General features: G+C 50.8%; 31 protein-coding genes. 7 read left to right on the top strand and 24 right to left on the bottom strand.

What is annotated here, in order from left to right; translation table 11 throughout:
- Positions 1-59: 59 nt before the first annotated feature.
- The 9 genes from CFI03_RS01760 to CFI03_RS01720 all read right to left on the bottom strand — a co-directional run bounded on the left by CFI03_RS01760 (position 60) and on the right by CFI03_RS01720 (position 5958).
- Positions 60-689 (bottom strand): SpoIIIAH-like family protein, encoded by a 630-nt coding sequence (locus tag CFI03_RS01760; RefSeq protein ID WP_248756296.1) that lies wholly within the window; start codon positions 687-689, stop codon positions 60-62.
- Between the two features lie 28 nt (positions 690-717).
- Positions 718-1350, bottom strand: coding sequence for a stage III sporulation protein AG (gene spoIIIAG / locus CFI03_RS01755; protein ID WP_127494367.1), 633 nt, complete (start codon positions 1348-1350; stop codon positions 718-720).
- A 21-nt stretch (positions 1351-1371) separates the two neighbouring features.
- Entirely contained in the window at positions 1372-2100 is a 729-nt protein-coding gene (gene spoIIIAF / locus CFI03_RS01750) for a stage III sporulation protein AF (protein WP_248756295.1), read from the bottom strand.
- 34 nt (positions 2101-2134) lie between these two features.
- Positions 2135-3373, bottom strand: a complete 1239-nt coding sequence (gene spoIIIAE, locus CFI03_RS01745; protein ID WP_201003665.1) for a stage III sporulation protein AE — start codon at positions 3371-3373, stop codon at positions 2135-2137.
- A gap of 4 nt (positions 3374-3377) precedes the next feature.
- Positions 3378-3773: a stage III sporulation protein AD gene (spoIIIAD, locus tag CFI03_RS01740; protein ID WP_015843897.1), complete on the bottom strand. Its 396-nt coding sequence runs from the start codon at positions 3771-3773 to the stop codon at positions 3378-3380.
- 34 nt (positions 3774-3807) lie between these two features.
- Positions 3808-4011, bottom strand: coding sequence for a stage III sporulation protein AC (spoIIIAC, locus tag CFI03_RS01735; protein WP_015843896.1), 204 nt, complete (start codon positions 4009-4011; stop codon positions 3808-3810).
- A gap of 15 nt (positions 4012-4026) precedes the next feature.
- Positions 4027-4545, bottom strand: coding sequence for a stage III sporulation protein SpoIIIAB (gene spoIIIAB, locus CFI03_RS01730; RefSeq protein ID WP_127494373.1), 519 nt, complete (start codon positions 4543-4545; stop codon positions 4027-4029).
- On the bottom strand, positions 4542-5594 hold the full coding sequence (spoIIIAA, locus tag CFI03_RS01725) for a stage III sporulation protein AA (protein ID WP_248756294.1): 1053 nt from the start codon (positions 5592-5594) through the stop codon (positions 4542-4544). Before spoIIIAA ends, spoIIIAB begins: the two co-directional genes overlap by 4 nt.
- Positions 5595-5691: 97 nt before the next feature.
- Entirely contained in the window at positions 5692-5958 is a 267-nt protein-coding gene (locus CFI03_RS01720; RefSeq protein WP_127494377.1) for a YqhV family protein, read from the bottom strand.
- Between the two features lie 198 nt (positions 5959-6156).
- On the opposite strand from CFI03_RS01720, the gene comA reads away from it, so the two are divergent.
- The 3 genes from comA (at position 6157) to CFI03_RS01705 (ending at position 8257) form a co-directional block, all read left to right on the top strand.
- Positions 6157-6978, top strand: a complete 822-nt coding sequence (gene comA, locus CFI03_RS01715; protein ID WP_248756293.1) for a phosphosulfolactate synthase — start codon at positions 6157-6159, stop codon at positions 6976-6978.
- Positions 6979-7006: 28 nt separating this feature from the next.
- Entirely contained in the window at positions 7007-7729 is a 723-nt protein-coding gene (locus CFI03_RS01710; protein ID WP_127494381.1) for a 2-phosphosulfolactate phosphatase, read from the top strand.
- 69 nt (positions 7730-7798) lie between these two features.
- A complete protein-coding gene (locus CFI03_RS01705) occupies positions 7799-8257 on the top strand; it encodes a DUF441 domain-containing protein (protein WP_127494384.1) in 459 nt (152 codons plus the stop codon).
- 214 nt (positions 8258-8471) lie between these two features.
- On the opposite strand, the gene CFI03_RS01700 is transcribed toward CFI03_RS01705, so the two are convergent.
- The 5 genes from CFI03_RS01700 to CFI03_RS01680 form a co-directional block, all read right to left on the bottom strand.
- Positions 8472-9725, bottom strand: a complete 1254-nt coding sequence (locus tag CFI03_RS01700; protein ID WP_127494386.1) for an aspartate kinase — start codon at positions 9723-9725, stop codon at positions 8472-8474.
- A gap of 148 nt (positions 9726-9873) precedes the next feature.
- Positions 9874-10434, bottom strand: a complete 561-nt coding sequence (gene efp, locus CFI03_RS01695) for an elongation factor P (RefSeq protein ID WP_127494388.1) — start codon at positions 10432-10434, stop codon at positions 9874-9876.
- Positions 10435-10471: 37 nt separating this feature from the next.
- Entirely contained in the window at positions 10472-11545 is a 1074-nt protein-coding gene (locus CFI03_RS01690; protein ID WP_127494390.1) for a M24 family metallopeptidase, read from the bottom strand.
- 14 nt (positions 11546-11559) lie between these two features.
- The gene (gene aroQ / locus CFI03_RS01685) at positions 11560-12006 is read right to left on the bottom strand and encodes a type II 3-dehydroquinate dehydratase (protein WP_248756292.1); all 447 of its coding nucleotides are present in this window, start codon (positions 12004-12006) and stop codon (positions 11560-11562) included.
- A gap of 94 nt (positions 12007-12100) precedes the next feature.
- A complete protein-coding gene (locus tag CFI03_RS01680; RefSeq protein ID WP_248756291.1) occupies positions 12101-12643 on the bottom strand; it encodes a YqhR family membrane protein in 543 nt (180 codons plus the stop codon).
- A gap of 223 nt (positions 12644-12866) precedes the next feature.
- Here CFI03_RS01680 and CFI03_RS01675 point away from each other — a divergent pair, with 223 nt between their 5' ends.
- Positions 12867-13772 carry a DUF1385 domain-containing protein gene (locus tag CFI03_RS01675; RefSeq protein WP_127494414.1) on the top strand — a complete coding sequence of 302 codons (906 nt, stop codon included), beginning with the start codon at positions 12867-12869 and terminating at the stop codon, positions 13770-13772.
- 31 nt (positions 13773-13803) lie between these two features.
- On the top strand, positions 13804-14100 hold the full coding sequence (locus tag CFI03_RS01670; RefSeq protein ID WP_127494396.1) for a hypothetical protein: 297 nt from the start codon (positions 13804-13806) through the stop codon (positions 14098-14100).
- Here the strand turns inward: CFI03_RS01670 and CFI03_RS01665 are convergent.
- Positions 14094-15023, bottom strand: a complete 930-nt coding sequence (locus CFI03_RS01665) for a patatin-like phospholipase family protein (protein ID WP_248756290.1) — start codon at positions 15021-15023, stop codon at positions 14094-14096. The two genes, CFI03_RS01670 and CFI03_RS01665, sit on opposite strands and share 7 nt — an antisense overlap.
- A 276-nt stretch (positions 15024-15299) precedes the next feature.
- On the opposite strand from CFI03_RS01665, the gene CFI03_RS01660 reads away from it, so the two are divergent.
- Both CFI03_RS01660 and CFI03_RS01655 read left to right on the top strand, forming a co-directional pair.
- Positions 15300-15806, top strand: coding sequence for a hypothetical protein (locus CFI03_RS01660; protein ID WP_248756289.1), 507 nt, complete (start codon positions 15300-15302; stop codon positions 15804-15806).
- A 17-nt stretch (positions 15807-15823) separates the two neighbouring features.
- Positions 15824-16417, top strand: coding sequence for a uracil-DNA glycosylase family protein (locus tag CFI03_RS01655; protein WP_248756288.1), 594 nt, complete (start codon positions 15824-15826; stop codon positions 16415-16417).
- A gap of 555 nt (positions 16418-16972) precedes the next feature.
- Here CFI03_RS01655 and mntR read toward each other — a convergent pair.
- The 9 genes from mntR to CFI03_RS01610 all read right to left on the bottom strand — a co-directional run bounded on the left by mntR (position 16973) and on the right by CFI03_RS01610 (position 24417).
- Positions 16973-17395, bottom strand: coding sequence for a transcriptional regulator MntR (gene mntR / locus CFI03_RS01650; protein WP_015843878.1), 423 nt, complete (start codon positions 17393-17395; stop codon positions 16973-16975).
- A 108-nt stretch (positions 17396-17503) separates the two neighbouring features.
- Positions 17504-18220 carry a cytochrome c biogenesis CcdA family protein gene (locus tag CFI03_RS01645; RefSeq protein WP_248756287.1) on the bottom strand — a complete coding sequence of 239 codons (717 nt, stop codon included), beginning with the start codon at positions 18218-18220 and terminating at the stop codon, positions 17504-17506.
- 21 nt (positions 18221-18241) lie between these two features.
- Positions 18242-19051, bottom strand: a complete 810-nt coding sequence (locus CFI03_RS01640; protein ID WP_248756286.1) for a metal ABC transporter permease — start codon at positions 19049-19051, stop codon at positions 18242-18244.
- A complete protein-coding gene (locus CFI03_RS01635) occupies positions 19035-19835 on the bottom strand; it encodes a metal ABC transporter ATP-binding protein (RefSeq protein ID WP_248756285.1) in 801 nt (266 codons plus the stop codon). The genes CFI03_RS01640 and CFI03_RS01635 overlap by 17 nt, the downstream gene beginning before the upstream one ends.
- Before the next feature lie 34 nt (positions 19836-19869).
- A complete protein-coding gene (locus CFI03_RS01630; RefSeq protein WP_248756284.1) occupies positions 19870-20823 on the bottom strand; it encodes a metal ABC transporter substrate-binding protein in 954 nt (317 codons plus the stop codon).
- Between the two features lie 189 nt (positions 20824-21012).
- On the bottom strand, positions 21013-23004 hold the full coding sequence (metG, locus tag CFI03_RS01625) for a methionine--tRNA ligase (protein ID WP_248756283.1): 1992 nt from the start codon (positions 23002-23004) through the stop codon (positions 21013-21015).
- Between the two features lie 381 nt (positions 23005-23385).
- Positions 23386-23661, bottom strand: a complete 276-nt coding sequence (gene yidD / locus CFI03_RS01620; RefSeq protein ID WP_248756282.1) for a membrane protein insertion efficiency factor YidD — start codon at positions 23659-23661, stop codon at positions 23386-23388.
- A complete protein-coding gene (locus CFI03_RS01615; protein WP_015843871.1) occupies positions 23661-24098 on the bottom strand; it encodes a Fur family transcriptional regulator in 438 nt (145 codons plus the stop codon). The genes yidD and CFI03_RS01615 overlap by 1 nt, the downstream gene beginning before the upstream one ends.
- Positions 24099-24192: 94 nt before the next feature.
- Positions 24193-24417, bottom strand: a complete 225-nt coding sequence (locus CFI03_RS01610; RefSeq protein WP_248756281.1) for a hypothetical protein — start codon at positions 24415-24417, stop codon at positions 24193-24195.
- Positions 24418-24444: the final 27 nt, after the last annotated feature.

The raw sequence follows: 24444 nt of genomic DNA, 5'->3' as shown, positions 1-24444 counted from the left end.
GAAAAAGTAAATAAAAAGAGGCCGGCCAGGGCATGAAACCCTGCCGGCCTCTACTTTCCTTATTTGATAAATTGCACGGAAACTTGGTCTGCGTCTACGCCCAATGTTTTCATAACGAGATCGATAATGTTTGCCGCTTGGCTCTTGTCGAGCTTGTCGCTTTCTACCAGAACCTTGTAGCCGTTGCCTTCTTCATTGACGATTGCCTGTTGGAAAGTCTTCATTAACTCGTTCTCGATGCTTGTCAATTTGGAGTTTTTCTCTTCCAGTTGGTCGAGCTGCGTAGCAGCTGCTTGCGCTTCTTTCGGATCCTGCAGATTTGTCATATCGCCCAATAATTTATCCTGCTGCGTGCTGTTCAGCTCGCTGCGCTTCTCTTCAACTTGGGCAAATACGCTGCTGTCTACCCCGCCTTGCGCGTCAATCTGGTCAAGCACCTGCTTGTCGGCATCCGAGATGCCGCTGTCTTTCGATGCGGACGCGTTGCCGGCAGGATCCACTTGATCCACGACAATCTGGCTGTTATTGCCTGACGACGCTTCCGTTGCTCCCGCCTTCTGCTCCTGCTGCGTGCCGTCAGAGAGCAAGTCTGGCGATTTAGTATCTTGCGTAAACAGGTAATACGCGGACAATACAACCATCAAACTAAGCATCGATACGAGCCAAATTGTTTGTCTTTTCGTGTTCATAGAACACCCTCCTAATATTGGTTTATTATCATTGCTTGCTTGGCGCTACGGAAATGCGGTTGGCCGGGACGTTTACGCCCTTCTCCACCGCGTCTATGATAAGGCGTCTCACGGTCTGGTTCTCGGCGCCTTTGGCGACGATCAGCACACCGCGAATGCTCGGATTAATCGTCTTCGTCACGATCGGCTTCTGATCGCCCGCTACTTCAGCAATAACGACCTGGCCATCCTTGTTGATCGCCGTAATATGCCGCTTGCCTCCATTGCGGTCGGTCTCATCCGTTATGGACTGCGACTCCTGATCCGTTCTGGCAACTTCAATTTCTTCCGTGGAATCGATCGTCACCAGAACGTCCACCGAGCCGACGCCAACGATTTTCTCCAAAATCTCCTTCAGCCGGTTCTCCAGCGGCCCTTCGATTGCCGCAAACGGCGACGAGTCCGTCGATATCGAATTAGACGATGCGGCCGTATCCTGGGGAGGCGGGTTCGGCCCTTGGGTCAAGGTATCGACCTTGTCGAATTTGAGAAAGGAGTTCAGCAGCATGAGGGCCGCTCCAATACAACCGATAACGAGAAGCAGCCTAAATGTCTTAACCCGCTTCGGACCACCCGGACCGCCGCCCACCATCGATTCCAGACCACTCAGCCATTTGGCCACTGCGCTTCCTCTCCTTTTCCTTTAATCGCTATTCCCTGCCCGCTGCCTTACTTGAACGTTCGCTGAACGGATCCCCCAGCCTTCGGCCAGCAAGCTCCTGATCTCCTTGCTTTCGGTAGGGTTAACTTGCACCCAGCCATCACCAGCCTCTGACTTGCCTGCTTCCGCCTGCTGCTTATCCGTTTCGCCTGTTTCCGTCTGCACGTCCACGTCTACCGAAATGGCGGAAACCTCTTTGACGTCCTCCTCATTCGGCTCAGCCGTTCCGGCAGGCGCTTCTTTCTCCGCCGGCAAAGTCACCAGTACCGAAGCTATCGTTGGCGTTAATTTCTGCCCCTGCTTTTCCCAGTTCAAGGAAACGTCCACCGCTTCGACCGCCAGCTTCATTTGCTTAACTACCGCATCCTTCATGGCGGCTTCCAGCGTCTGCTCCATTAATACCGCCGCGTCATTATTTTGCTGCTTGTTAAGCTCATCCGCTTTTTTCTGAATATCGCTCAGAGTGGGCATCTTCACCCCATGCTGCGGTTCAAGCTGGTCCCAGTGAGTGATTCCTTCCTTCAGCTTGGCATTAAAATCTCCTTGCAGCAGCCGAAGGATCGGCGACATGATCGTAAGCAAAATGAGAAGCCCTATGACCAGCCTTGCATAACGAAGCATCGCTTTGTTCGGAAGGAGCAGTTCGACGAATGCCGCCAGCATGATAACCGCGATAATATTCTTCAGCCAGTCGCTGAGCCAAGCAATCACGAATCCTCGCTCCCTTCGGTATGCCGCAATGTCATCATCGAACCATAAGAGCGGCGTTGCCCGCCGTGAGCACGATGGTAACGGCCAGAAAGAACATGAGACTGACGGCTGCGAGAGCGGCGAATACGTAGATCATCGTTTTGCCTATCGTTTGCAGGCAAGCGACGATGGGAGAATCGCCAAGCGGCTGCATCGCTGCGGCAGAGACATTGTAGATAAGCGCCAGCGTCAGTATTTTGATAGCCGGGAATGCGCAGAGAAACAGCAGAATAATAACGCCGGCAAGGCCGATCGCGTTTTTGGCAAGCAGGGAAGCCGAGATCACCGTATCCGCCGCATCCGTGAACATCCGCCCGACCACAGGAACGAAGTTGCCGGTGACGAACTTGGCTGTCCTCATCGTAATCCCGTCGGTTACCGCCCCTTTTGCCCCCTGCACCGAAAGCACGCCGAGAAACACCGTGACAAGCACCCCCATGATCCCAACTCCGACGTTCCGCAGCAGATTCGCCAGCTGGGTCACTTTGAACTTGTCTGACATGGCGCTAACGATGTGAAGGACGGCCGAGAAGAACAGCAGCGGAAACACAATGGTGTAGATGACGGTTCCAACCGTATGGATCATGAAAATGATCAAAGGATGCAAAATCGAGACCGTCAACACGTTGCCCATTGCAGCGAGCAAGGTCAGAAGCAGCGGCATCATGGCAAGCATGAACTGGATCATGGTGCCGATTGCATCCTTGGCATACCCGATCGCGACATGAAAGCTGTTGACGGCAATGATGATAAGCACCATGTAGGTGATCGAGTAAGCCACCTTGCTGACGGCATTGCGTTCGAAAGCGTTCTGCAGCGTTTCCAGCACCATACTGAATACCGTCAGCATTACGATTGTGACAAGCAGCTTGCCGTTATAAAGAACTTCATGAAAGAAGTAACCAAGCAATCCCTTGAATACGGTAGACAGCTTGAGGCCTTCACCGCCGGGCTTCAGCATTTCGAAGAAGCTCGGCATCTTCTCATCGGGAAAGTAACCGCCGTATTGTTCCTTCAGCTGGTTCCAGTAGTTCTCGACTGTTCCGGTGTCCAAGCCTTTCAGCTGGCTTTCCGTCAACTGATCCGTCATCGTCGTTTCGCTTTGCTGCTGCGTTGTTCCGTCTTCCGGCGCGTTTCCGGCGGCCGTAACCGGCGATACCAGAAGCATGCTGACCAGCCAGGCGATGCATACGAACGTTATCAAACGGACGGTATACTTATAGAGTTTGTTCATCCGTTCAACTCCCCGCCGGCAGCAGCCCGATTACAGTCTCGACAATGACGCTTATTATCGGAACCGCCATGACGAGAATAAGCACCTTGCCGGCGAACTCAATTCTTGATGCAATGCTTTCCTGACCGGCATCCCTTACAATCTGTGCGCCAAATTCAACGATGTAGGCGATACCGATTATTTTCAGAATCGTCTTCAAGTAAATGGATGGTATGCCCGAGCGGTTCGCCAGATCCTCAAGTACTTTGATGACCGAATCGATTTTACCGATGAGAAAGATGAAGATAAAAAGCCCGGTAAAAGCCGCAAGCAGAAAGGCGAACAACGGCTTCTGCTCCCGGACAACAATGATGAGAATGGTGGCGATCAGCCCGAGGCCGACGATCTGAATAATCTCCAATTCTATTCACCTACTTGCGGCTTCTCTAGACGTCTCACTGGAACAGGAAGATCGTCTTGATTTCTTGAAACAAATCGTTCAGCAGCCGAATGACCATAAATAGTACAACGACAAAGCCGATCAAGGTTACCCATTGCGCCATATCCTCTTTCCCCATCTGCTTCAGTACCGTATGAATCATGCCAATGATAATTCCGATACCCGCAATTTGGAAAATAGCGCTCACATCCATGTTCATTTGTGCGGCACCCCACTAAACCATCAATATCACGACGAGCACGGCGATCAATACACCTAGGCTTTTCCACATTTTTTCATAGCGCGATTGATCCTCTCTTGCTGTGTCTTCCTCCGCCTTCAACTGGAGCAGCGCCAGGTGGATATGCTTCAGCTGATCCTCCTTATCGCTGATGCCAAGGGTCGAACCAAGCCTCAGCATGACCGATTGCTCCGTCTGCCGAAGCGCCGTTAAGCCCCATCCGCTTGTCATCGCTTGCTCCCAGCTCTCGCGAAAGGTAAGCCCCTCAGGTCCCTGCACCCGGTCCGCGGTATCCCGAAACAGTTCAGCGAGCGGTTCCGGAACAGCTTCCGCGGTCCTCTCCAGCGCTTCCGGAAGAGGAGTATGGCCATAGCCGATCTCCGTCTCGAGCCTTTGCAAGGCATGCGCCAGCTGGCGAAGTTGCCGCGGTCTCGCAGCAAGCCTGGCAGCCTGTTGAAAGCCGATCATCGTACCTGCGAAAAGGATGAGTACAGCGCCCAGCAGCTTGATCAAGGGGCATCTCCCCTTTGCATTCCGGCGTATGTCCGCCCCTGCTCGCCTTTAGAGGCTGCGGCAGTAGGTTCCCTGGCGGCGGGAGGCAGCTTGTCTTTCAGATCGGCAGCAACAACCCTGTGCATGAAACCTTCCCCCGTCCGCTTAAGTTCAACGACGTAAGTAAAAGTACCGTCCTCGAGCAGCTGCTTCAGAACCGGTCTGCCTCTTGCATCCTGAAGATCGTAAGCATGAGCGGTTGCAATGACGCTGATTCCGGCATGGCTGGCTTCGCGGATCGCCTCTCCATCCTCTGGCCGGCCGATCTCGTCGGCGATAACCACTTCAGGAGACATGGACCGGAGAAGCATCATCATGCCTTCCGCTTTGGGACAGGCGTCCATAATATCCGTCCGCGGTCCAACGTCAAAGGTCGGAATTCCTCTCACGCAAGCCGCGATCTCCGAGCGTTCATCCACAATGCCTACCTTGCGCCCGGACCAGCCTGCCGCATTCTCGAACAGTCCCCAATGTCCGTAGCTGATCGAGCGGGCAATGTCGCGGACAATAGTCGTTTTGCCTTGCTGAGGAGGGGCGAGGATCAACGTCGAATGAACGGTCTTGCGGTTCTTGTCCAGCAGCTTGGGCAGCAGGTTTCGCGCCGAACCGACCACTTCCCGGGCGATCCGGATGTTAAATCCGCCGATATCGCGTATCCCTCGTACATTGCCGCCGTCCAGAATCGTCCGGCCGGCAAGCCCGATCCGATGCCCGCCTGCTACCGTAATAAATCCCCTCTTTAACTCCTCTTCCATTGCGTATAGCGAATGATTGGTTATTTTCTCCAGAAGCTTACGGCAAATATCGGCAGTTGGCTTGTACGCTCCGTCACTGCCCGCACGCAGAGTTCCGTCGGATGCGGCGAAACGGGATTGCCCCCGGATACCAAGCTCGAGCGGCCGGCCCTCGCGGATCCGAATTTCCTCTAAATGCTCCATAGCCGATTCGGGCAGCTTTTCCAGCACCGCCTTAAGCTCCGGCGGAAGCAGATGTATGACACGGTCCAGCATGAGTCATCACTCCCGGATGAAAAGTCCTTCGTACGTACTCTTATTTGTATGCTTGACCCTCATAAATATGTCCAACTTCTTGAAGATTGCTAGATTACTATTTTTTTAAGATTCCTATTAGCAAACAGACGACTCCCGCCGTAACCCAAGCCAGCTTCCCGAAAGACAGCTTGTCTGTCATGCCTATGAGTCCGATCGTGGTTGTGGCGATTAATATAAAAGGTCCTACTAATGCGAGCGAAGAATTGACGACCAGCGCCTTGTCGATCTGGTTTAACCGAAGCATGAGCAGCGCCGCGCAAATTTCGATTGTCCCCGAGGTTATCCGCAGAGACGCCATGGTGAGCACGATTTTATTCAACATAACCGTTCACCTCCTTGTCCGTTCCTAACGAATCAGGCCTTATTCAAGCAGCTATAAACAAACTTCCATCTCTACATCCTATGCAGGCTCGTCTCCTGTTCATGCTTCCGGTTCGGGCACACGCCCAGCAGTTGCTGCATATATTGCTCCATGCCCCGCCCTCATGCGGGTATCAACAAATGTTAGGAGTCAACTCCCATGACAAAAACAAGCTTCTGGCACCGCACGATGCATGATCCAAGCGGATATCGCGATTACAGCCCTGCAAAACATAAAGGCAAAACGATGGTAATCGACAAAGGAATCGGACTAAACGCTTTCGCCGATCTCATTCAAGTGGCGGGTCCTTATATGGATGTCATCAAGCTTGGATTCGGTACGGCCGTTCTATACGAACCGGAGTTCCTGCAGCGCAAAATCGAGCTTGCCCGAAAAAACGGGCTTATCATCATGCCCGGCGGAACGCTATTGGAAACAGCAGTCCAGCAGCGTTTGACCGGATCGTTTTTTGATTCTATCTGCGAGCTTGGCTTTAACGGGATCGAGGTTTCGGACGGCACAATAGAAATGAGCAGAAAACAGCGGACAGAGCTTATAAAAGAGGGCAAGCAAAGGGGGCTTCTGGTTCTTACCGAATACGGCAAAAAAACGGCGGGTTCGCTTATTGATCCCGAGCAATTGGCCGTTACAGCCGATTACGACCTTGCGGCAGGCGCCGCCTGGATTACGGTAGAAGCCAGGGAATCGGGCATCGATGTAGGCTTATTTGATGAAAAGGGCAACTGCCGCGAGCAGACGATTGAGCAAATTCTGGCCGAAATGACTAGCCAGGACTGTTTGATGTGGGAAGCTCCGCTGAAGCAGCAGCAGGCTTATTTGCTCCAGCAGTTTGGTCCGAACGTACATCTTGGCAACATTCCGCCTAGCGATGCCTTGGCGCTCGAAGCGATGCGCCGCGGACTCCGTTCCGACACCTTCGAGTTCGGAATGCGGGAGGAGCCCGCTCATTACATGATTTAAGCAACAACAGAAAGGAAGAGCGATTGCTATGCAGGTGCAAGTCATTTCAAGCGTGAATGAAGCCAGCTCCGCGCAATTCGTCCACAAAACGGCTATTATTATCGATGTGCTACGGGCTACTAGCTCCATTATTACCGCGCTGGCTGCCGGTTCTTCCGGCGTTGTCCCCGTGGAGACCGTGATGGAGGCACGAGCTGCGCAGCAGGAAGGCGATCTTTTATGCGGGGAACGCTTCTGCAAAAAAATCGCCGGCTTCGATCTCGGAAATTCGCCTGACGAGTTACTGCTCAATTCGGTTAAAGACCGCCGTGTCATCTTGACGACAACGAACGGCACCCGGGCCATTCACAAATCTACCCGGGCGGATTATGTATTGGTAGCTGCGTTGCTGAATGCCTCCGCATGCGCGAAAGCGGCGGTTGATCTTCGGCGGGATGTTGTTATTTTGTGTGCGGGAAGCCATGATGAATTCGCCATTGAGGATGGTTTATGCGCCGGACTTCTTCTTTCCAGAATGCAAGAACGGGGTTCTGCCCCGCTTGAAATGGATGACTTCGGACTCGCCATGCTATCACTCTATCAAGAACGCGCCAATGATATAAAAGAAACGATTCGGAAAGGCGCAACCGGCAAACGGCTTCTCAAGCTGGGTATGGGGAGAGATATCGATCTTTGTTCGGAGGTTGACACCTTCGCGGGAGTTCCCCGGCTTCAGGCTAACGGTGATACGTTGATCTGTTCGTGCAGCTGACATATTCGCCAGAGTCTGTCCATATAATGAAGCAAGCAGTTTATCCGCTTCATGACTGGAGTACGAACGATGACTGGTGAATTGATATTAGTAGGTTTGATTATTATTGGTCTGATCGGGCGTTCGCCAATTATAGCGACGGCGGCTTGCGTACTTCTGGCCGTCAAGCTTCTTCATCTCAGCCGGTTCCTGCCTTCGATCGAGCGTCGGGGGCTGGAGCTCGGTTTATTATTCCTTACGCTTAGCGTCCTTGTCCCGTTTGCCTCAGGCAAAGTGCAGATGAAGGAACTCATTGCCGCCTTCAATACTTGGCCGGGCTGGCTCGCCCTAATAGGCGGAGCCGTCGCCGCTTATATGAATGCCAAGGGCCTTGATTTGCTTAAGCTTGATCCTCAGATGGTCGTCGGACTTGTTATCGGTTCGATTTTCGGCATTATTTTTCTTCGGGGGATCCCGGTTGGCCCTCTGATGGCTGCGGGAATTACGGCGATTTTGTATAAGTTGTTTAAGCTAATCGGCGGCGGATAAACGGCGAACTACGCATTCAAATGTTCTTCCGATCGCCATTGCTCGGGGATTCTTTCGAACAATTCTCAAGCGGTAAGAATCCCCTCACAAAAGCGAACGTTACCACTTCTCCAGAATCATTTGAAATGCTCCGTTTACCGTTTAAATGTGGGGACCAAAAAAAGCCGTGCGGATTTGAATCGCGCACGGCTTTTTTGTATGGAATTAATGGTTATTAGCGGCGGTCTTGAGGTCCGCCGACGAATACCTGCTCAGCCGTGTCCAGGCCGTAAGCCGTATGAAGCGAACGAACAACCTCTTGCAGAGGTTCGGCTGCGATAATGCAGGATACTTTGATTTCGGAAGTGCTGACCATCTTGATGCTGACGCCCAGCGACGAAATCGCCTTAAACATCGTAGCGGCAACGCCAGGGTTGCTGACCATGCCCGCGCCAACGATCGAGACCTTCACTAGGCCCGCTTCGGAAGTCACTTCGCTGAACGGAACTTCCGCGCGAATGCCGTTGATCACGTCAACCGCACGAGCTTCGTCATCGCCGGAAACCGTGAAGGAAAAGTCCGCTTTGCCGCTTTTCACTCCGCTTTGCACGATAACGTCTACGTCGATTCCGCTATTTGCCAGCGAACCGAATACATTGGCGAGTACGCCTGGCTCATCCTCCACGCCGAGGATGCTGATTCTTGCTACATTTTTGTCAAAAGCGATGCCGCGTACGACTACGCCTTGCTCCATGACCGCTTCCTCCTTCACACTGGTACCTTCGTTTTGCGTAAAGCTGGAACGCACGACAAGCTTCACATTGTTATGCTTTGCGTATTCCACCGCGCGAGGGTGAAGAACGGCTGCGCCCAGATGCGCAAGCTCCAGCATTTCGTCATACGAAATTTCATTCAATTTGCGCGCGACTTTCACGACGCGCGGGTCCGTCGAATAAACGCCGTCCACGTCCGTGTAGATTTCGCACACATCCGCTTTAACCGCTGCGGCAAGCGCTACGGCTGTCGTATCCGAACCGCCGCGTCCGAGCGTCGTAATGTCTCCGTCTTCCGTCATGCCTTGGAAGCCCGCGACAATAACGACATTGCCCGCATCCAATTCCTTGAACAAACGATCAGGACGAATATCCGTAATCTTCGCCTTACTGTGTACGGCTTCCGTCCGAATGCCAGCCTGCCAGCCTGTAAGCGATACGGCTTGATGGCCCAGCTGATGAATCGTCATCGACAATAAGGCAACCGATATTTGTTCACCCGTCGTAAGCAGCATATCCATCTCCCGCGCCGGCGGGTTCGGGTTAAGCAGCTTCGACTGATCGATTAAATCATCCGTTGTATCTCCCATCGCGGACACGACAACAATGACGCGGTTACCCGCCAACTGGCTGTCTACAATCCGCTTCGCAACACGCTGCATCCGCTCCGGTGTTCCTACCGAGCTTCCGCCAAACTTCATCACAATCAACGACAAAGCTGATTCACTCCCAACCTTGACATATAACATACAAGTCAATAGTATATCACATCCCCGGCTTGTCTGGGTATATCCGCCCACGGATTTTGTCGAAAAAGAAAAAGCCGCCCGAATCGTTGGATTCGGGCGGCTTGACTTCTATATACTATGCACGGGAGATGTATTTGCCTTCGCGAGTATCGATCAGCAGTACGTCGCCTTCATTGATGAACAATGGAACTTGAACGTTCAGGCCTGTTTCGACTTTAGCATTCTTAGTCGCACCTTGCGCCGTATTGCCTTTAACGGCTGCGTCTGTCTCAACAACTTTCAGCTCAACGCTGTTCGGCATTTGGATACCGATGATTTCGCCTTGGTAGCTGGAGATGTTTACGTTCATGTTCTCTTTCAGGAAGTTCAGTTCCCACTCGAGCTGTTTGTAATCCAGACCGAATTGGTCGTAAGTTTCGTTATCCATGAAAGTGTACTCATCGCCGGAATTGTACAAGTATTGCACTTCGCGGTTCTCGATGATTGCGCGGCCGATTGTTTCGCCTGCACGGAACGTTTTCTCGACAACGTTGCCGTTGCGGAGGTTTTTCAATTTGGAACGGACGAATGCCGCGCCCTTACCTGGTTTTACGTGCTGGAATTCGGTAACCGAGAAAATATCGCCGTCCACTTCGACGGTCAAGCCTGTTTTGAAATCGTTAACTGAAACTGTCACTTCAAATTCCCTCCTGAAATAGCTGCTTTAATAGTCCTTAACCCAGAGTAATTAATTGTTTCGGGGATGAGGTTAATATTTTAATACCGGATTCCGTAATGACGATATCGTCTTCGATCCGTACTCCGCCAAAGCCGGGGAGATAGATGCCGGGTTCAACCGTCACGGTCATTCCGGGGGTTAAAATCGTATCGCTGTTTCTTGCAAGGCGCGGATACTCGTGAATTTCCATGCCGAGTCCGTGGCCTGTGCTATGGCCGAACTTGTCGCCATAACCGTACTTCGTAATGATATCGCGGGTAAGCGCGTCGGCCTCGTGGCCGGTCATGCCCGGACGAATGTTCTCGAGAGCATGAAGCTGGGCTTCCAGCACGATATCATAGATTTCGCGATGCTTATCGGTAGGAGTTCCAACGACAACCGTACGGGTGAGGTCGGAGCAGTATCCTTTGTAATAAGCGCCGAAATCAAGCTTTACAAACTCATTATTGCCAATAACCCGCTCGCTAGCCACGCCATGCGGCAATGCGGAACGTTCGCCGGACGCTACAATCGTATCGAAGGAGGATGAAGTCGCCCCATGGCTCCTCATATACATCTCCATCTCAAGCGCAATGTCGCTTTCTTTCATGCCGGGTCTGATAATGTTCTGCACGTGGCGGAACGTGGCATCGGCCAGATCGGCCGCTTCCTGCATAATTTGCAGTTCCGCGTCGTCCTTAATCATGCGCAGATTCTCGACAAGACCGGATACCGGCGTCAGCTTGATATCGCCTAAAGCCTCGCTCCAAGCCGCATATTGGCTGTACACGACCTGATCCTGTTCAAATGCCGCGCTTCGGATTCCTTTGCCTGCCAGCAAGTCGCGGATATCCCCGATGACTTTCGATCCATGCTCAACCACCTGGAATGAAGGCGCCTGCTGAGGTGCCTGTGTCATATAACGGAAATCCGTAAACAGGAACTGCTCCTGCCCGGTAATAACAACCGTTCCGGATGATCCCGTAAATCCGCTGAGATAACGACGGTTATGCTCGCTTCCGATAATGATCGCTTCAAGGTTTTGTTCGGCCATGACTTGTCTCAGCCGGTTAACTCTTTCGAGTGTCATGCTACTCTCCCCTTTCACGCTGCACCATTTTGAAGCTTTGCAACAAGCGCTGCAAGTCCAAGCTCATAGCTTTGACCGCCAAAGCCTGCGATTTGGCCAATCGCAACCGGCGCAATGACCGATACATGACGGAAGGATTCACGTTTATGTATATTGGACAAATGCACCTCAACCACCGGCAAAGCTACCGTGCTTAACGCGTCTCTCAGCGCGTAGCTGTAATGCGTTAATGCACCCGGATTAATGAGTATACCATCCGCCTGTCCAAATGCGCTATGTATCCGGTCAATAAGAGCACCCTCGTGATTGGATTGGAAAAAATCCAGATCCACGTCGAGCTGCAATGCTTGCTCGCGCAATTTCGCTTCGATCTGGGCCAGCGTTTCCGTGCCGTAAACACCTGGCTCTCGTACGCCAAGCATATTTAAGTTAGGCCCGTTTAAAACAACAATTCTAAGCAATTTCGCACCTCCCAATCAGCCGAATCTTGCATTTAGCCAAAGATCATTAGCCATTTTACCACATATGACCGCTTCTTGAGAAGTCGCAACCTGCTTAATGCGCGCCTAACGGTTCCCGCGATGCTTCGTCGGTAAATTCGAAGGCGATGGAATAGCCGATAAAGAGCCCCCATAAGAGGAAAATGCACAACTCGGAGAACAGCGTATTCCAACCTGCAACCGTAATTTGACGGGACATGCCGAGTACCGGACCAAGCAGCAGAAAAATGACCGCCCACCATGCAAGACCGTACAATACGCCCGGCCACGGCCCTCTCAGCCGGCCTAACAGCACCTTGTACAGCAGAGCAGCCAGAACGGAAAATACGATATAGCTTGCAATGCCAACGACGATTCCCAAGCCCGTCTTTAAATAAGTAGACTTAAAGAACGGGTCGGCCAACATGCCCGGAAGCTCGGTCGTAAATTTCAATTCGTAAAAGAGCCAGCGGAGGATTCCCCAGATCAATCCCGCAAAAAAACCGATCATGCTGCTGAACAGCCAAGGGTTCGTATGATGCTGACCACCGTACTCGGTTTTGCGATGATCCTCGCCTTTCTTGCCATCGCTAATGCTTTTTTCGTTCGTTACCGCCATGCGTATGCCTCCATTCATGATCCGCTTAAAGTCTTCTTCTAGTATGCGACTTTAGCGCCGCGGATAACCAAGATGATGGCGTTGGCAAATCCATTAGCGATCAAGTACAATAGACGTATACCTTTCGTCACCTGATCGGGACGATACTATTAAGGAAGGTGACAAGCTCTTGTCTCAAAACACTACAAGCATTTACGGCGGACAAGCTGTGATCGAAGGCGTCATGTTCGCAGGCAAGCATGTAAATGTAACCGCTGTACGCAGAAAAAACGATGAGATCGTTTTTTACGAGGTGCCCCGCACGACACAGCGGTGGATCCAGGTTCTCAAGAAAATCCCTCTCGTCCGTGGTTTTGTAGGGATTATTGATTCCAGCGCCAAGGGCTCCCAGCATTTGAATTTCTCCATGGAGGCCTATGCGGAGGACGAGACATCGGATATGTCCGAGGCGGATAAAGCCGCAGCCCAGAAAAAAGAAAAATCCGGCTGGAGCCTGGGCATGATTGTAGGCGTTGCCGCCGCAGGCGTTATCTCCTTTATATTCGGCAAGCTGCTTCTGACCGCGGCGCCGGCAGCGATCGAAAGTTTGCTGTTCGAGAATGTATTCGAGAACAAAGTTGGTCATAATCTGTTAGAAGGACTTATTAAACTCATCATGCTTCTTGCGTACCTGTACCTCATGTCGATGACGCCGCTCATCAAACGTTTGTTCCAATACCACGGCGCCGAGCATAAGGTTATCAGCGCATACGAAGCCGGTGAGGAACTAACCGTCGCCAACGTTCAGAAGTACAGCAGGCTTCATTACCGCTGCGGCAGCAGCTTTATCATTTTTACCGTTATCGTAGGGGTGATTATCTACTCCCTGCCAATCTTTGAATGGCATAGCATCTGGGAACGCGTATATATCCGGATTTTGCTTCTGCCGGTTACTTTGGGTATCTCTTACGAAGTACTCCGCTGGACAAATGCCTTGCGCGATGTGCCGGTACTGCGTTACCTGGGTTATCCTGGGCTATGGCTTCAGCTATTGACCACAAAAGAACCCAAGGATGATCAAGTTGCCGTATCTATCGCCTCCTTCAACCGGATGCGCGAGCTCGATAAGCAAATGAGCATCAAAGCTTAAATCTATTCCAACATAAAGGACAGGTGATATTATGCCGCGGAGATGGAACGCATCGTCAATTATCGTGCTGACGCTACTGGCAATCGGGATTTTGTACGGAATCGGACAGCATCTTACTTCGTTTCTAATTCCCATCATTGTGCTGGGCGGCATTTTCCTGCTGTATAAATATCCGCCTAACACATGGGGTACCCGTGTCCGGGTCAGACAGCAGCCTCATGTGAAACAAACCAGAACGACCCCTCGGCAAAAACCGAAGTCCCGCCGGGCGCCGTTCCGCGTTATCGATGGCGGCAAAGATGACGATGATCTGCCGAAATATCACTGACGGAAGCCTTCAAAAAACTGCGTTGCTGCCTTGAAGCCGGAATGGAACAGCTTTTCCGCCATCCCTTCAGGCAAATGGAACTGAGTAGTCCGGACACCTAGCGTAGGAATTTTCACCGTCCGGTCACGCGCGTATTTCTTGATATAACGCTCGTCATGAGCTTGCATCATCGTCTCGAATATCGCTTCAAGCATTGTCAACGGACCGCTTATTTCATGCGGTTCGTTGTCGTTTTTACCGACCATTTGGAAGCCCACTGTCGGAACCGGATTTGTCCTTCCCGCCTGCTCCTTATCAAACAGCCATAAAGGAAAATTACTCAATAAGCCCCCGTCCACAATATAAGCCTGATGCAGCTGCGCTTTCTCTTTCCCTTTATTCGTTAAGGAATGAAGCTTTGAGTAACGGATTACGACCGGGTCGAAGAAATAGGGAATGCTGGCGCTCATCCGGACCGCCCGGGCAACGCTGAGTTTTTTCGGATCCATGCCATAGATCTTTACATCCTCCGGCAGGACAAGCAGTCTCCCGTTCGTAATATCCGAAGCTACGATTCGAAGCTTGCATTCCGGCAAATCCCCAAACGTCTTTATCCCCTTTGCTTCCAGCAAGCATGAAATCCAATATTCAAGCGCTTCGCCGCTATAAAGCCCCTTTTTGATAAGCACCCTTAATGCCGGGCTGATGACCTTTAGATTAAAAATAAACGACCTTTTCAGAAAGGACGAGAACGGCGTATTCTCCACGATCCGCTTGATGTCGAGACCGCTGTAATCTGCCGCTATCAGCGCGGAAATGATGGCCCCGCTTGATGTACCCGCCACCTGATTAAATTGAATTCCCTGCATCTCCGCAGCTCTGACCGCACCTGCCAGCGATATCCCCTTCACTCCTCCGCCTTCGAACACTGCATTAATCTTCACTTCCGCATCCTCCGGACAACGGAAGCAGTGTCAAATCCGGCTTCCATCAGAAGTATATATGCGAAGAAGAATTGTCTACATGTTAGCGTTGTGAGAAAATATTCGAAGAACCATTTTACCCTGCAAGGCTGACGGGAGTTGCAAAATGGCAAAAATACATGCAGTCAGCACTAATCCTTACTTTAAGCAGCCCCCTTGGCTGCCGGAAGTTACCTATAAAGATACGGTTTTCTATCAAGGAACTCTACAAAAGAAGATGCCGTACTCTTTCTGACGTTGTTAAGTTGGTATAACGATGTTGATATTGAACAGAAACCCGAGAAGGTTTTTAAGGAGCTAATAAAAAAGGATGAAATCGCCATAAGAGGCGGAATCGCTTTTGTAGACCAGGAACGCTTAATAACTCCAAGCTGCTGCTGCGGGCTGGAAGATTGGCAAGAGGTATACAAAACGGTACTTGGCAGGTCAAGTCCATGGCTTGGTCATGATCCCTACCCTTCCATTGAATATGAAGTTGAATATGAAGATGATACCGTAAAAGTCTGGTCCGATGATTTTTCGGGAAAGTGGAATAAAGAATTGTCCGGGGAAAAGAGAAAAGCCATGTTCTGCATTTCGTATGAACATGATGAACTCGTCTCCATGTTAAAATCGGTTAGGACGGATCTATTGGATTTTTACGAGTATTCCTTTGAGCAGACCTTTCATATGGTTGGGGAGAAGCAGCTGCTGAAATTATTTTCTCAATACTGCAAATGGTTTAAGCTAGAAGATACTATATAAACATCGGAGATTAGACAATGGACTTTCATGATATAAAAGAACAAATTATAAGCTGCCGGGACTGCGCGCAGAAGTTCGGATTCACTCCTCATCCCGTCTTCCACGGAAAAGCGCACTCGAAGATCATGCAGATCGGTCAGGCTCCCTCCAAAAAGGTGCATGAGAGCGGCTTGCCGTTTAATGACCCTTCGGGAGCAAAGCTAAAATATCAATGGTATCAAATTTCGGACGAAATTTTCTACAATGAAGACAACTTCTACATGACAGGGCTCGCCCATTGCTTTCCCGGCAAGCATCCTAAAGGCGGAGACAACCCTCCACCGCTCGCGTGCGCGAATAAATGGCTCGCCCAAGAGATGGATATGGTAGACAACGAGATCTATATCGTCATCGGTGCCAGAGCGGCTAAATATTTATTTCCGAAACAAAGTTTTGAAGACTTGGTTCTCAAAAACTATCGGATTAACGGCAAACCAACCATCGTGCTCCCCCATCCTTCTCCGCTTAATGTGAGGTGGTTCAAAACCCATCCATCGTTCGAAGAGAAAAGGGTGCCGGAGATCAAGAAGATGGTATGGGATGTACTTGGCCTTAAAGAGACCGATATTTAGATTGCATATTATGCAGTCTATTGGTGCTATACACTCTATTCAGCTTGGCTCCATTGCACTTTTTGCAGGATATTCAGTTGAAAGCTGTCCCATTGGACGAGAAACTGTGCAATATGCTGCATAACGTACACCATAATTCCAAAAATCACCTATTAACTGGAAAAACCATTGCATTTTATGCAGGGTATCCGACTATTGAGCACTACGCCCGCCGTTAAATCGGCGGGCTGTTTCTATATTGCCTTACGGCAGCCAGCTGGGCTTCGGCGGCCTCCCTTTGCCCTTCCCCCAAAAAAAGCTCGCCGATTTAGCTTTAGCGGCAGGCTTTTTTATGTTGTCTACAGCGGCTGCCGGCGCGCCGGGGCTAAGGGGTATCTCCTGGAGGAGCGTAGCGTCAGCCTTTGTCCGGGTATTGCAGCCATAGCTGCATATTGTTCAAGCAATACACGGACAACAGATGCCGAAGGAGATACCCCGTGCCCCAAGCCACATCCGGCAGCAATGCCCGCCCTCACATCAGGCAACTAAAAAAGCCCGCCGCAAGCGGCGAGCTTTTCATTCCGTTTCTAGTTCAGTCCGTATCCCTCTCAGCTCGTCCAAGCGAGACGGCTCACGGTTAAAGAATTCAACCAATGTCTCGATACATGTAATTGAATCCCAGCTTAGATGATGCTCGATGCCTTCCACATCGCGGTAAATGTTCTCCTCCTGCACGCCGATAATCGTCAGGAATGACTCGAGTAAATGATGGCGGTCAACAAGCCTCTTGCCCATCTTTTTCCCTTTGCTTGTCAGAACAAGCCCGCGGTATTTCTCGTAAATCAAGTAATTGTCTTTGTCCAGCTTCTGAATCATCTTGGTGACAGATGAAGGATGCACCTCAAGCCCTTCGGCTATATCCGATACGCGCGCATAGCCTTTCTCGTCAATAAGCTTATAAATACGTTCCAAGTAGTCTTCCATGCTCGGAGTCGGCAATGAAGAACCCCCTAACCCTGCATTCTACACCTTGTCTCATGGCGTTACTCTTAGTATCATACAACGATTTTTAATGCTACTGCAAGCCGATTAACTTACGCTTCCCCATTAAAACTTCATAAAAGCGGGCGTTACCTGATTCAGCCAAATCGTAATTTTGGTCATCTGATCCGTAAACAGAAGAATCCCCATCAGCACCATTACGCCTCCGCCGATTCGCATAACAACGGACGAATATTTAAGCAGCCAGCGTGCCGATCCAAGGAAAAAGGCCAACAGGAAAAACGGAATGGCAAACCCTAACGCATACGCTGTTGTCAGCTCGAACCATGTCCCCGGCTTCGAAGCTGCCAGAGCCAGAATGGCGGTTAATGCCGGTCCGATACAAGGCGTCCAGCCTGCCGAGAAGCCAACGCCAAAAATAAAGGAACCGAGATAGCCGGTTTTTTTGGTCGGGTCAAAGTTGAAACGCCGTTCCTTCATGAGCACCTGCGGCTGAAAAATACCCGCGAGGAATAAACCCATAAGCACGATCAGAATAGCCGACAGCTTGCGGATCAAATCCTCATATTGGCTGAAAAATTCTGCGAACACGTTGGAGCCGTAGCCCAGCGTGTAATAGACCGTACAAAATCCCAGTATGAAAAACAAGGTATGCGACATCGTCCTCATTCTCATCTGGGAAGTCTGATTATTATTCTTCAAATCGCTAACGGAAATGCCGGTTATGTAAGATAAATACGAAGGATATAAAGGCAGGCAGCAAGGCGAGATAAATGAAGCAAAGCCGGCGCCAAACGCCAGCCATACGTTAATGTTATCCAAAGTTAAACACCTCAATCGAAGTTAACTTCCCATCTTCATGCCGCGCTTCAGCAGCAGAAGAACAAGCATAATCGCAATCAATAACAAAACGATCGTACCGCCCGGCGCAAGATTCCATACGCCTGCCATCATCAGTCCGGCCACAACGGCTAGCTCCCCGATCACAACTACCGTAATGACGCTTTGACGGAAGCTGCGGGCAATAATCAGGCTGCAGGCCGCCGGAATAGTAAGCAATGCGGAAACAAGCAACGCTCCCACGATTTTAATAGACGCGCTAATGACAAGTGCAGTAAGCACGCTAATCATAACATTATAGAACCGAACGGGCAAGCCGCTTACGGCAGCCGCATCCTCGTCGAACGTAAGCAGGAACAGCTCCTTTAGCTGCGTGCGGATCGCTACCAATACCACAACCGTAACGACGGCAATCGTAATGAGATCCACGTTGTCGAGGGTAAAAATACTGCCGAACAAATAGCCGTTCACATTAATATTAAAGCCTCTGCCCATCGTGAACAGGATTGACGCCAATGCAACGCCGCCGGACATGATAATGGCAATGGACAATTCCGCGTAGGTTTTGTACGTTTTCCGAAGCTTCTCGATAAAGAAAGAAGCAATAATCGCGAACACCAGGCCAACCGCTACCGGATACACGCCAATCAGGAATCCTAGGGCGACCCCCGCAATCGATACGTGGGACAAAGTATCGCCAATCATCGATAAGCGGCGCAGCACAAGGAAAATCCCCATAAGCGGTGCCGTGATCCCGATCAATACGCCTCCGATTAACGCCCGCTGAAAAAACTCACTAGCTAAGATCTCCAACCGTAACGACCTCTCTCCTGCTCTCCATTTGTTGACGAAGCTCCTTCAAGCTATGCGTCAAATCGCTCTCTACGCAATTCTGCAGATCATGCGAATGCTTCTTGTAAAATTTCAGCTTGCCGCTTTCCGCCGCAGGCTGCTGGCCTAGATAGGACCGGATCATCTCCATGTCATGCGATACCATGAGAAACGTAATATTATGATGCTGGTGCATATGCTTGATCATATGGAAGAAGCCTTCCTGCGTCTCCGAATCGATGCCAACCGTTGGTTCGTCCAAAATCAGCAGCGACGGATTGTTGATTAACGCTCTTGCAAGAAATACCCGCTGCTGTTGTCCGCCGGACAGCTCTCCGATTCGCTTCATAGCCAGATCTTCAATATTCATGGCATGAAGGGCGTCCTCGCATTTCTTCTGATCGGCTTTCGTAATTTTGCGGAAAAGTTTATTCCGGCTGTATAGACCCGACAATACAACCTCGCGGACGGTAGCCGGGAACAGCGGATTAAACGAATTTTTTTGCGGGACGTAACCGATCCGGTCCCAATCCTTGAACTGGGAGACCGGCTGCCCGAACAGGCGGATCGTTCCGCTCTCCGGCTTAAGCAGCCCGACAATCATGCGCAGCAGGGTTGTTTTTCCGGCGCCGTTTGAACCGATAAGTCCGATGAAATCCCGTTCTTTTACCGAGAAATTAAGTCCTTTATGAACCGTTTGACTCTGATAGGAAAAGGATACATCCTCAAGCGTTATTATATCTTGATGACAATTTATATTTTGCATCGTTCCCCACCTCACTTTCGCTATATCTATCCTATTATTTCGTTAATCCGGTCAATAAATTTTGCAGATTTTTCTCCATCAGGCTAAGGTAATCCTCTCCAGCCTTTTCCTGCTTCGGCGTAAGACCTTCGATCGGATTAAGCACAAGCAGCTTGGTATGCGTTTCGCTTGCGATCGTTTTTGCCAGATCAGTCGATACCATCTCTTCGAAATAAATATATTTGATGCCCTCCGATTTCACAAACTTCGCAACCTTGAGCAAATCCTGGGCGCGAGGCTCGGCATCGGGAGACAGACCCGTAATCGCGATCTGCGTCAGCCCGTAATCTCTGGCCAAATAACCAAAAGCTTGATGCGACACAACAATCGATTTATGAGGCGCTGCAGCTAATTTAGATTCAAACTCTTCGTTCAGCGCTTCCAGCTTGCCTACAAGCGTTTGATAGTTCGCTTCGAACGCTTCCTTATGGGCAGGATCTGCCTGAATGAGACTGTCTTTCACGTTTGCGGCCATAACTATGGCAGACTTCGGACTCACCCAAGTATGCGGATCGACGTCAAGATCGTGGTCATGATCATTTTCGCCATGATCGTGACCTTCCTCTTCTTCCGGATTTCCATGAATGAGTGCAATTCCCTTGCTCATTTCAGCCGTGATCAGACCGCCGTTCTTCGGCAGACCTTTCAGAAAATCATCCGTCCAGCCCTCTAGACCGGCACCGTTATACAGGAACAGCTGCGCCTTGGAAGCAATAGTCAAATCTTGGCTCTTAGGAGTCCAATCATGAGGCTCTACGCCGGCGGGAATAAGGTTGACGACATGAACATTGTCTCCGCCAATCTCGGAAGCTAAATAATAAAGAGGATAAAAGCTCGTAACGACATTGGTCTTGCCTTCAACAAGCGTGTTGCCCGAATTAGCGCCGCATGCGGAAAGCAAAACGGTCATGATCAACAGCAGCACACTCATATGTTTAAAAGAACGCATTCGTATAATCTCCATTTCAAAAACTCTTTTTAGTAATCGTTACTATTACGTTCTAGATTATACGAGCGTGCTCTCAGCCTGTCAACCATAAACTATTAACTACTATTTACATGCTTGTACCTCTGCATACATAAGAAGCAAGAGAACCGCCACGGATCCAGATCCGGGCGGTTCCCAAGCCATTCTATTTTACTTTACGATTGCGCCGTTCGGCATTTCATCCGGCACCGTAGCAAGCGTCAATTGATCGCCATGCGAAGCCGCAAGGATCATTCCTTGCGACAGCTCTCCGCGAAGCTTAACCGGCTTCAGGTTCGTTACGCAAATCACTTTGCGGCCAACCATCTGCTCCGGCGTGTAGAACTTCGCGATTCCGGATACAACCTGACGCTGCTCATAGCCAAGATCCAGCTGCAGCTTAAGCAGCTTGTCGGCCTTTTGCACCGGCTCGGCTGCAATAACCTGCGCGACGCGAAGCTCGACCTTGCCGAAATCTTCGATCCCGATCTCTTCCTTCGCTTCGACCGCCGGTGCAGCGGCTTGAGCAGCGTTGTCTGCTGCCGGCGCGGCCGCTTCCGTTTTAGCCGCAGCTCCGCCGCCCATTGCAGCAGCAATATAAGCAACTTCTTCGGCTGCATCCAGACGAGGGAAGACAGGCGCTCCCTTGCTCACGCGCGTGCCGCCAGGCAGCTGTCCGAAGCGCTTCGTGCTTTCCCAAGCGGTCAATTCGCCCTCTTCCAGACCAAGCTGGCGCCACAGCTCGCGAGGAGCATGCGTCAGGTAAGGCTGAAGCAGAATCGAGATGATGCGGAGCGATTCCGCCAAATGATACATGACGGAAGCCAGTTCGTTCTTCTTCGCTTCATCCTTCGCAAGCGCCCAAGGAGACGTCTCGTCAATATATTTGTTCGTACGGCTGACAAACTGCCAGATCGCCGACAGAGCAACGGAGAATTCCATCGTCTCCATAGACGCTTCCACCTGGCGTACGGTTTCTGCCGCAAGCACTTGAAGAGATTCGTCAAATGACGTTACATTGCCGCCGTAAGCCGGAATTTCGCCATCGAAATATTTATCGATCATCGCTACCGTACGGTTGAGCAGGTTGCCCAGGTCGTTAGCCAGATCGAAGTTGATCCGGTCAACAAAGTTTTCCGGGGTGAAGGTGCCGTCGGAACCAAACGGCACTTCGCGGAGCAGGTAGTAACGAACCGCATCCAGGCCGTAACGGTCGATCAGGGTTACCGGGTCAACGACGTTCCCTTTCGACTTCGACATTTTGCCGTCCTTCATCAACAGCCAGCCATGCGCGAAAACTTTCTTCGGAAGCGGCAGGCCAAGCGCCATCAGCATGATTGGCCAATAGATCGTATGGAAGCGTACGATTTCCTTGCCGACCAGATGAACGTCTGCCGGCCAGAAGCGGTCATACAAATCGCTGCTTCCATCTTTGCCGTAACCAAGCGCTGTAATGTAGTTCGACAGCGCATCAATCCATACATAGATGACATGCTTCGGATCCCCAGGAACTTTAACGCCCCAATCGAAGGTTGTACGGGATACCGCAAGATCTTCAAGACCGGGCTTAATGAAGTTGTTGATCATTTCGTTCTTGCGCGATTCCGGTTGAATGAAATCCGGGTTCTCTTCGTAATGCTTCAAGAGGCGGTCGGCATATTTGCTCATCCGGAAGAAATAGCTTTCTTCCTTCACGAGCTCCACCGGACGTCCGCAGTCCGGACAGTTGCCGTTTACCAGCTGGCGCTCGAGGAAGAACGATTCGCATGGCGTACAGTACCAGCCTTCATATTCGCCTTTATAAATATCGTCCTGCTTCAGCAATTGGGCGAAAATCTTCTCCACCGCTTCTTTATGGCGAGGCTCCGTCGTACGGATGAAATCATCGTTCGAAATTTCCAGCTTCGACCAGAGCTCTTTGATGCCAACGACAATATCGTCTACAAACTGCTGCGGCGATTTGTTTTTGTCCTTCGCATTGCGTTCAATTTTCTGGCCATGCTCGTCCGTGCCGGTCAAATACCAGACATCATACCCGCGAAGACGCTTGTAGCGTGCCATCGCATCGCCGGCTACCGTCGTATACGCGTGTCCGATGTGGAGCTTATCGCTCGGATAATAGATCGGTGTCGTAATATAAAAGGATTTTTTATCGTTACCCATTTGTCATTCCTCCGTTATGATCAAAATAAAGCGAGAGAACGCAAAAAACTCCCGTCCAACATGGGACGAGAGTTCAAGTTCACTCACGCGGTACCACCCAAATTCCCGCTGCGCTTTCATGATTCAACCACCGCACAGCAGCTTCGTGTTGCCGCCATTCTATGGGCGGCAGAGCCGTTAACGCCAGCTTCACGCCATCCCCTTACCTCGTATTTGAGGCTCGGAAACAGATTCTCCGGGACCATCTTCGGATGCTTATCCATACCGGCTTCCAGCGTCCTGCCCGGCTCTCTGTTATGGCATCTTCATCGTACTTATCCGTTCATCGAATATTGGAAATATGCTTATATGACAAAATATAACCAATTAAACGCTCCATTGTCAAGGAGCAGCCGTTCCGCCCGCGTCACTCTCCTGCTCTCCCGGGACAGGAGGAACAGGATCATAGCCCCCCGGATGGAACGGATGACATCTTGCGATCCTCTTCGCGGCAAGCCATGAGCCCTTAGCTGCTCCGTGCTTCTCAAGCGCTTCCAGGGCGTACGCCGAACAGGTCGGATAATAACGGCAGGTCGGCGGCGTAAGCGGAGATATCACTTTGCGGTAAAAAAGGACCGGTGCCTTCAGCACTCTAACGGCTGTTCGGCTGCGTGCCATCAGTTTGCCCCGGCAGCCGACTCTTCTTGAATGCAGTCTTTGCAGTAGCCGAACACTTCGAATTTATGCTTTACTACCCGGAAATCATCCGGCACGACCGTCTGCTCCATTGGACAAAACGTAATCGGATACGTGTGTCCGCATTGCAGGCAGATCATATGATGGTGGTGGTCGTTTTCCCTGCAATGAAGCTTGAATTTAACGCCATCCTCAAAGATAACCTGCTCGATGACCCCAAGCTCCTCCATCACGCGCAAATTGCGGTATACGGTATCGAAGCTCAGGCCCGAGTATGACTTGCCCATATATTCGTAAACTTCCTTAGGTGCCAGGTATCCCGGAGTCTCCGCAAACAATTTAGCCAGCGATTTGCGCTGATCCGTAATGCGCAGTCCTTGTCCGGTCATTCTTTGTATGATTTCATCTATGGTATGCAATGAAAGGACCTCCGAAAATAAAGTGTCTTTCTATTCATAATGCCGAAAAAAAAGACTCTCGTCAATGAGAGCCTCTCTTAAGCCGCGGCCTTTATCACCCGTTCAGCCGCATGTTTATTAGAAAACTTGCACACATAGCCAAAAATAACACCATACTTACGATCGACACCCATTTGCGTCTTGTCTTCGCCGCCGCCAGGCGTTCGCCGCCTGTGGGATCAAGTGCCGCTTCCGTAACGGATCGGTGCATGAACAACAGCGTAATGACGGATGCAACAAAAAACATGTTAATAACAAACCAGATCGCCGTCCACATCATAACGGGCACCCTCCCTATTTATTTGCA

The organism is Paenibacillus sp. ATY16, from assembly GCF_003399985.2.
GTDB classification, from domain to species: domain Bacteria; phylum Bacillota; class Bacilli; order Paenibacillales; family Paenibacillaceae; genus Pristimantibacillus; species Pristimantibacillus glycanilyticus.
This window is presented reverse-complemented; position numbering and strand designations above follow the sequence as displayed.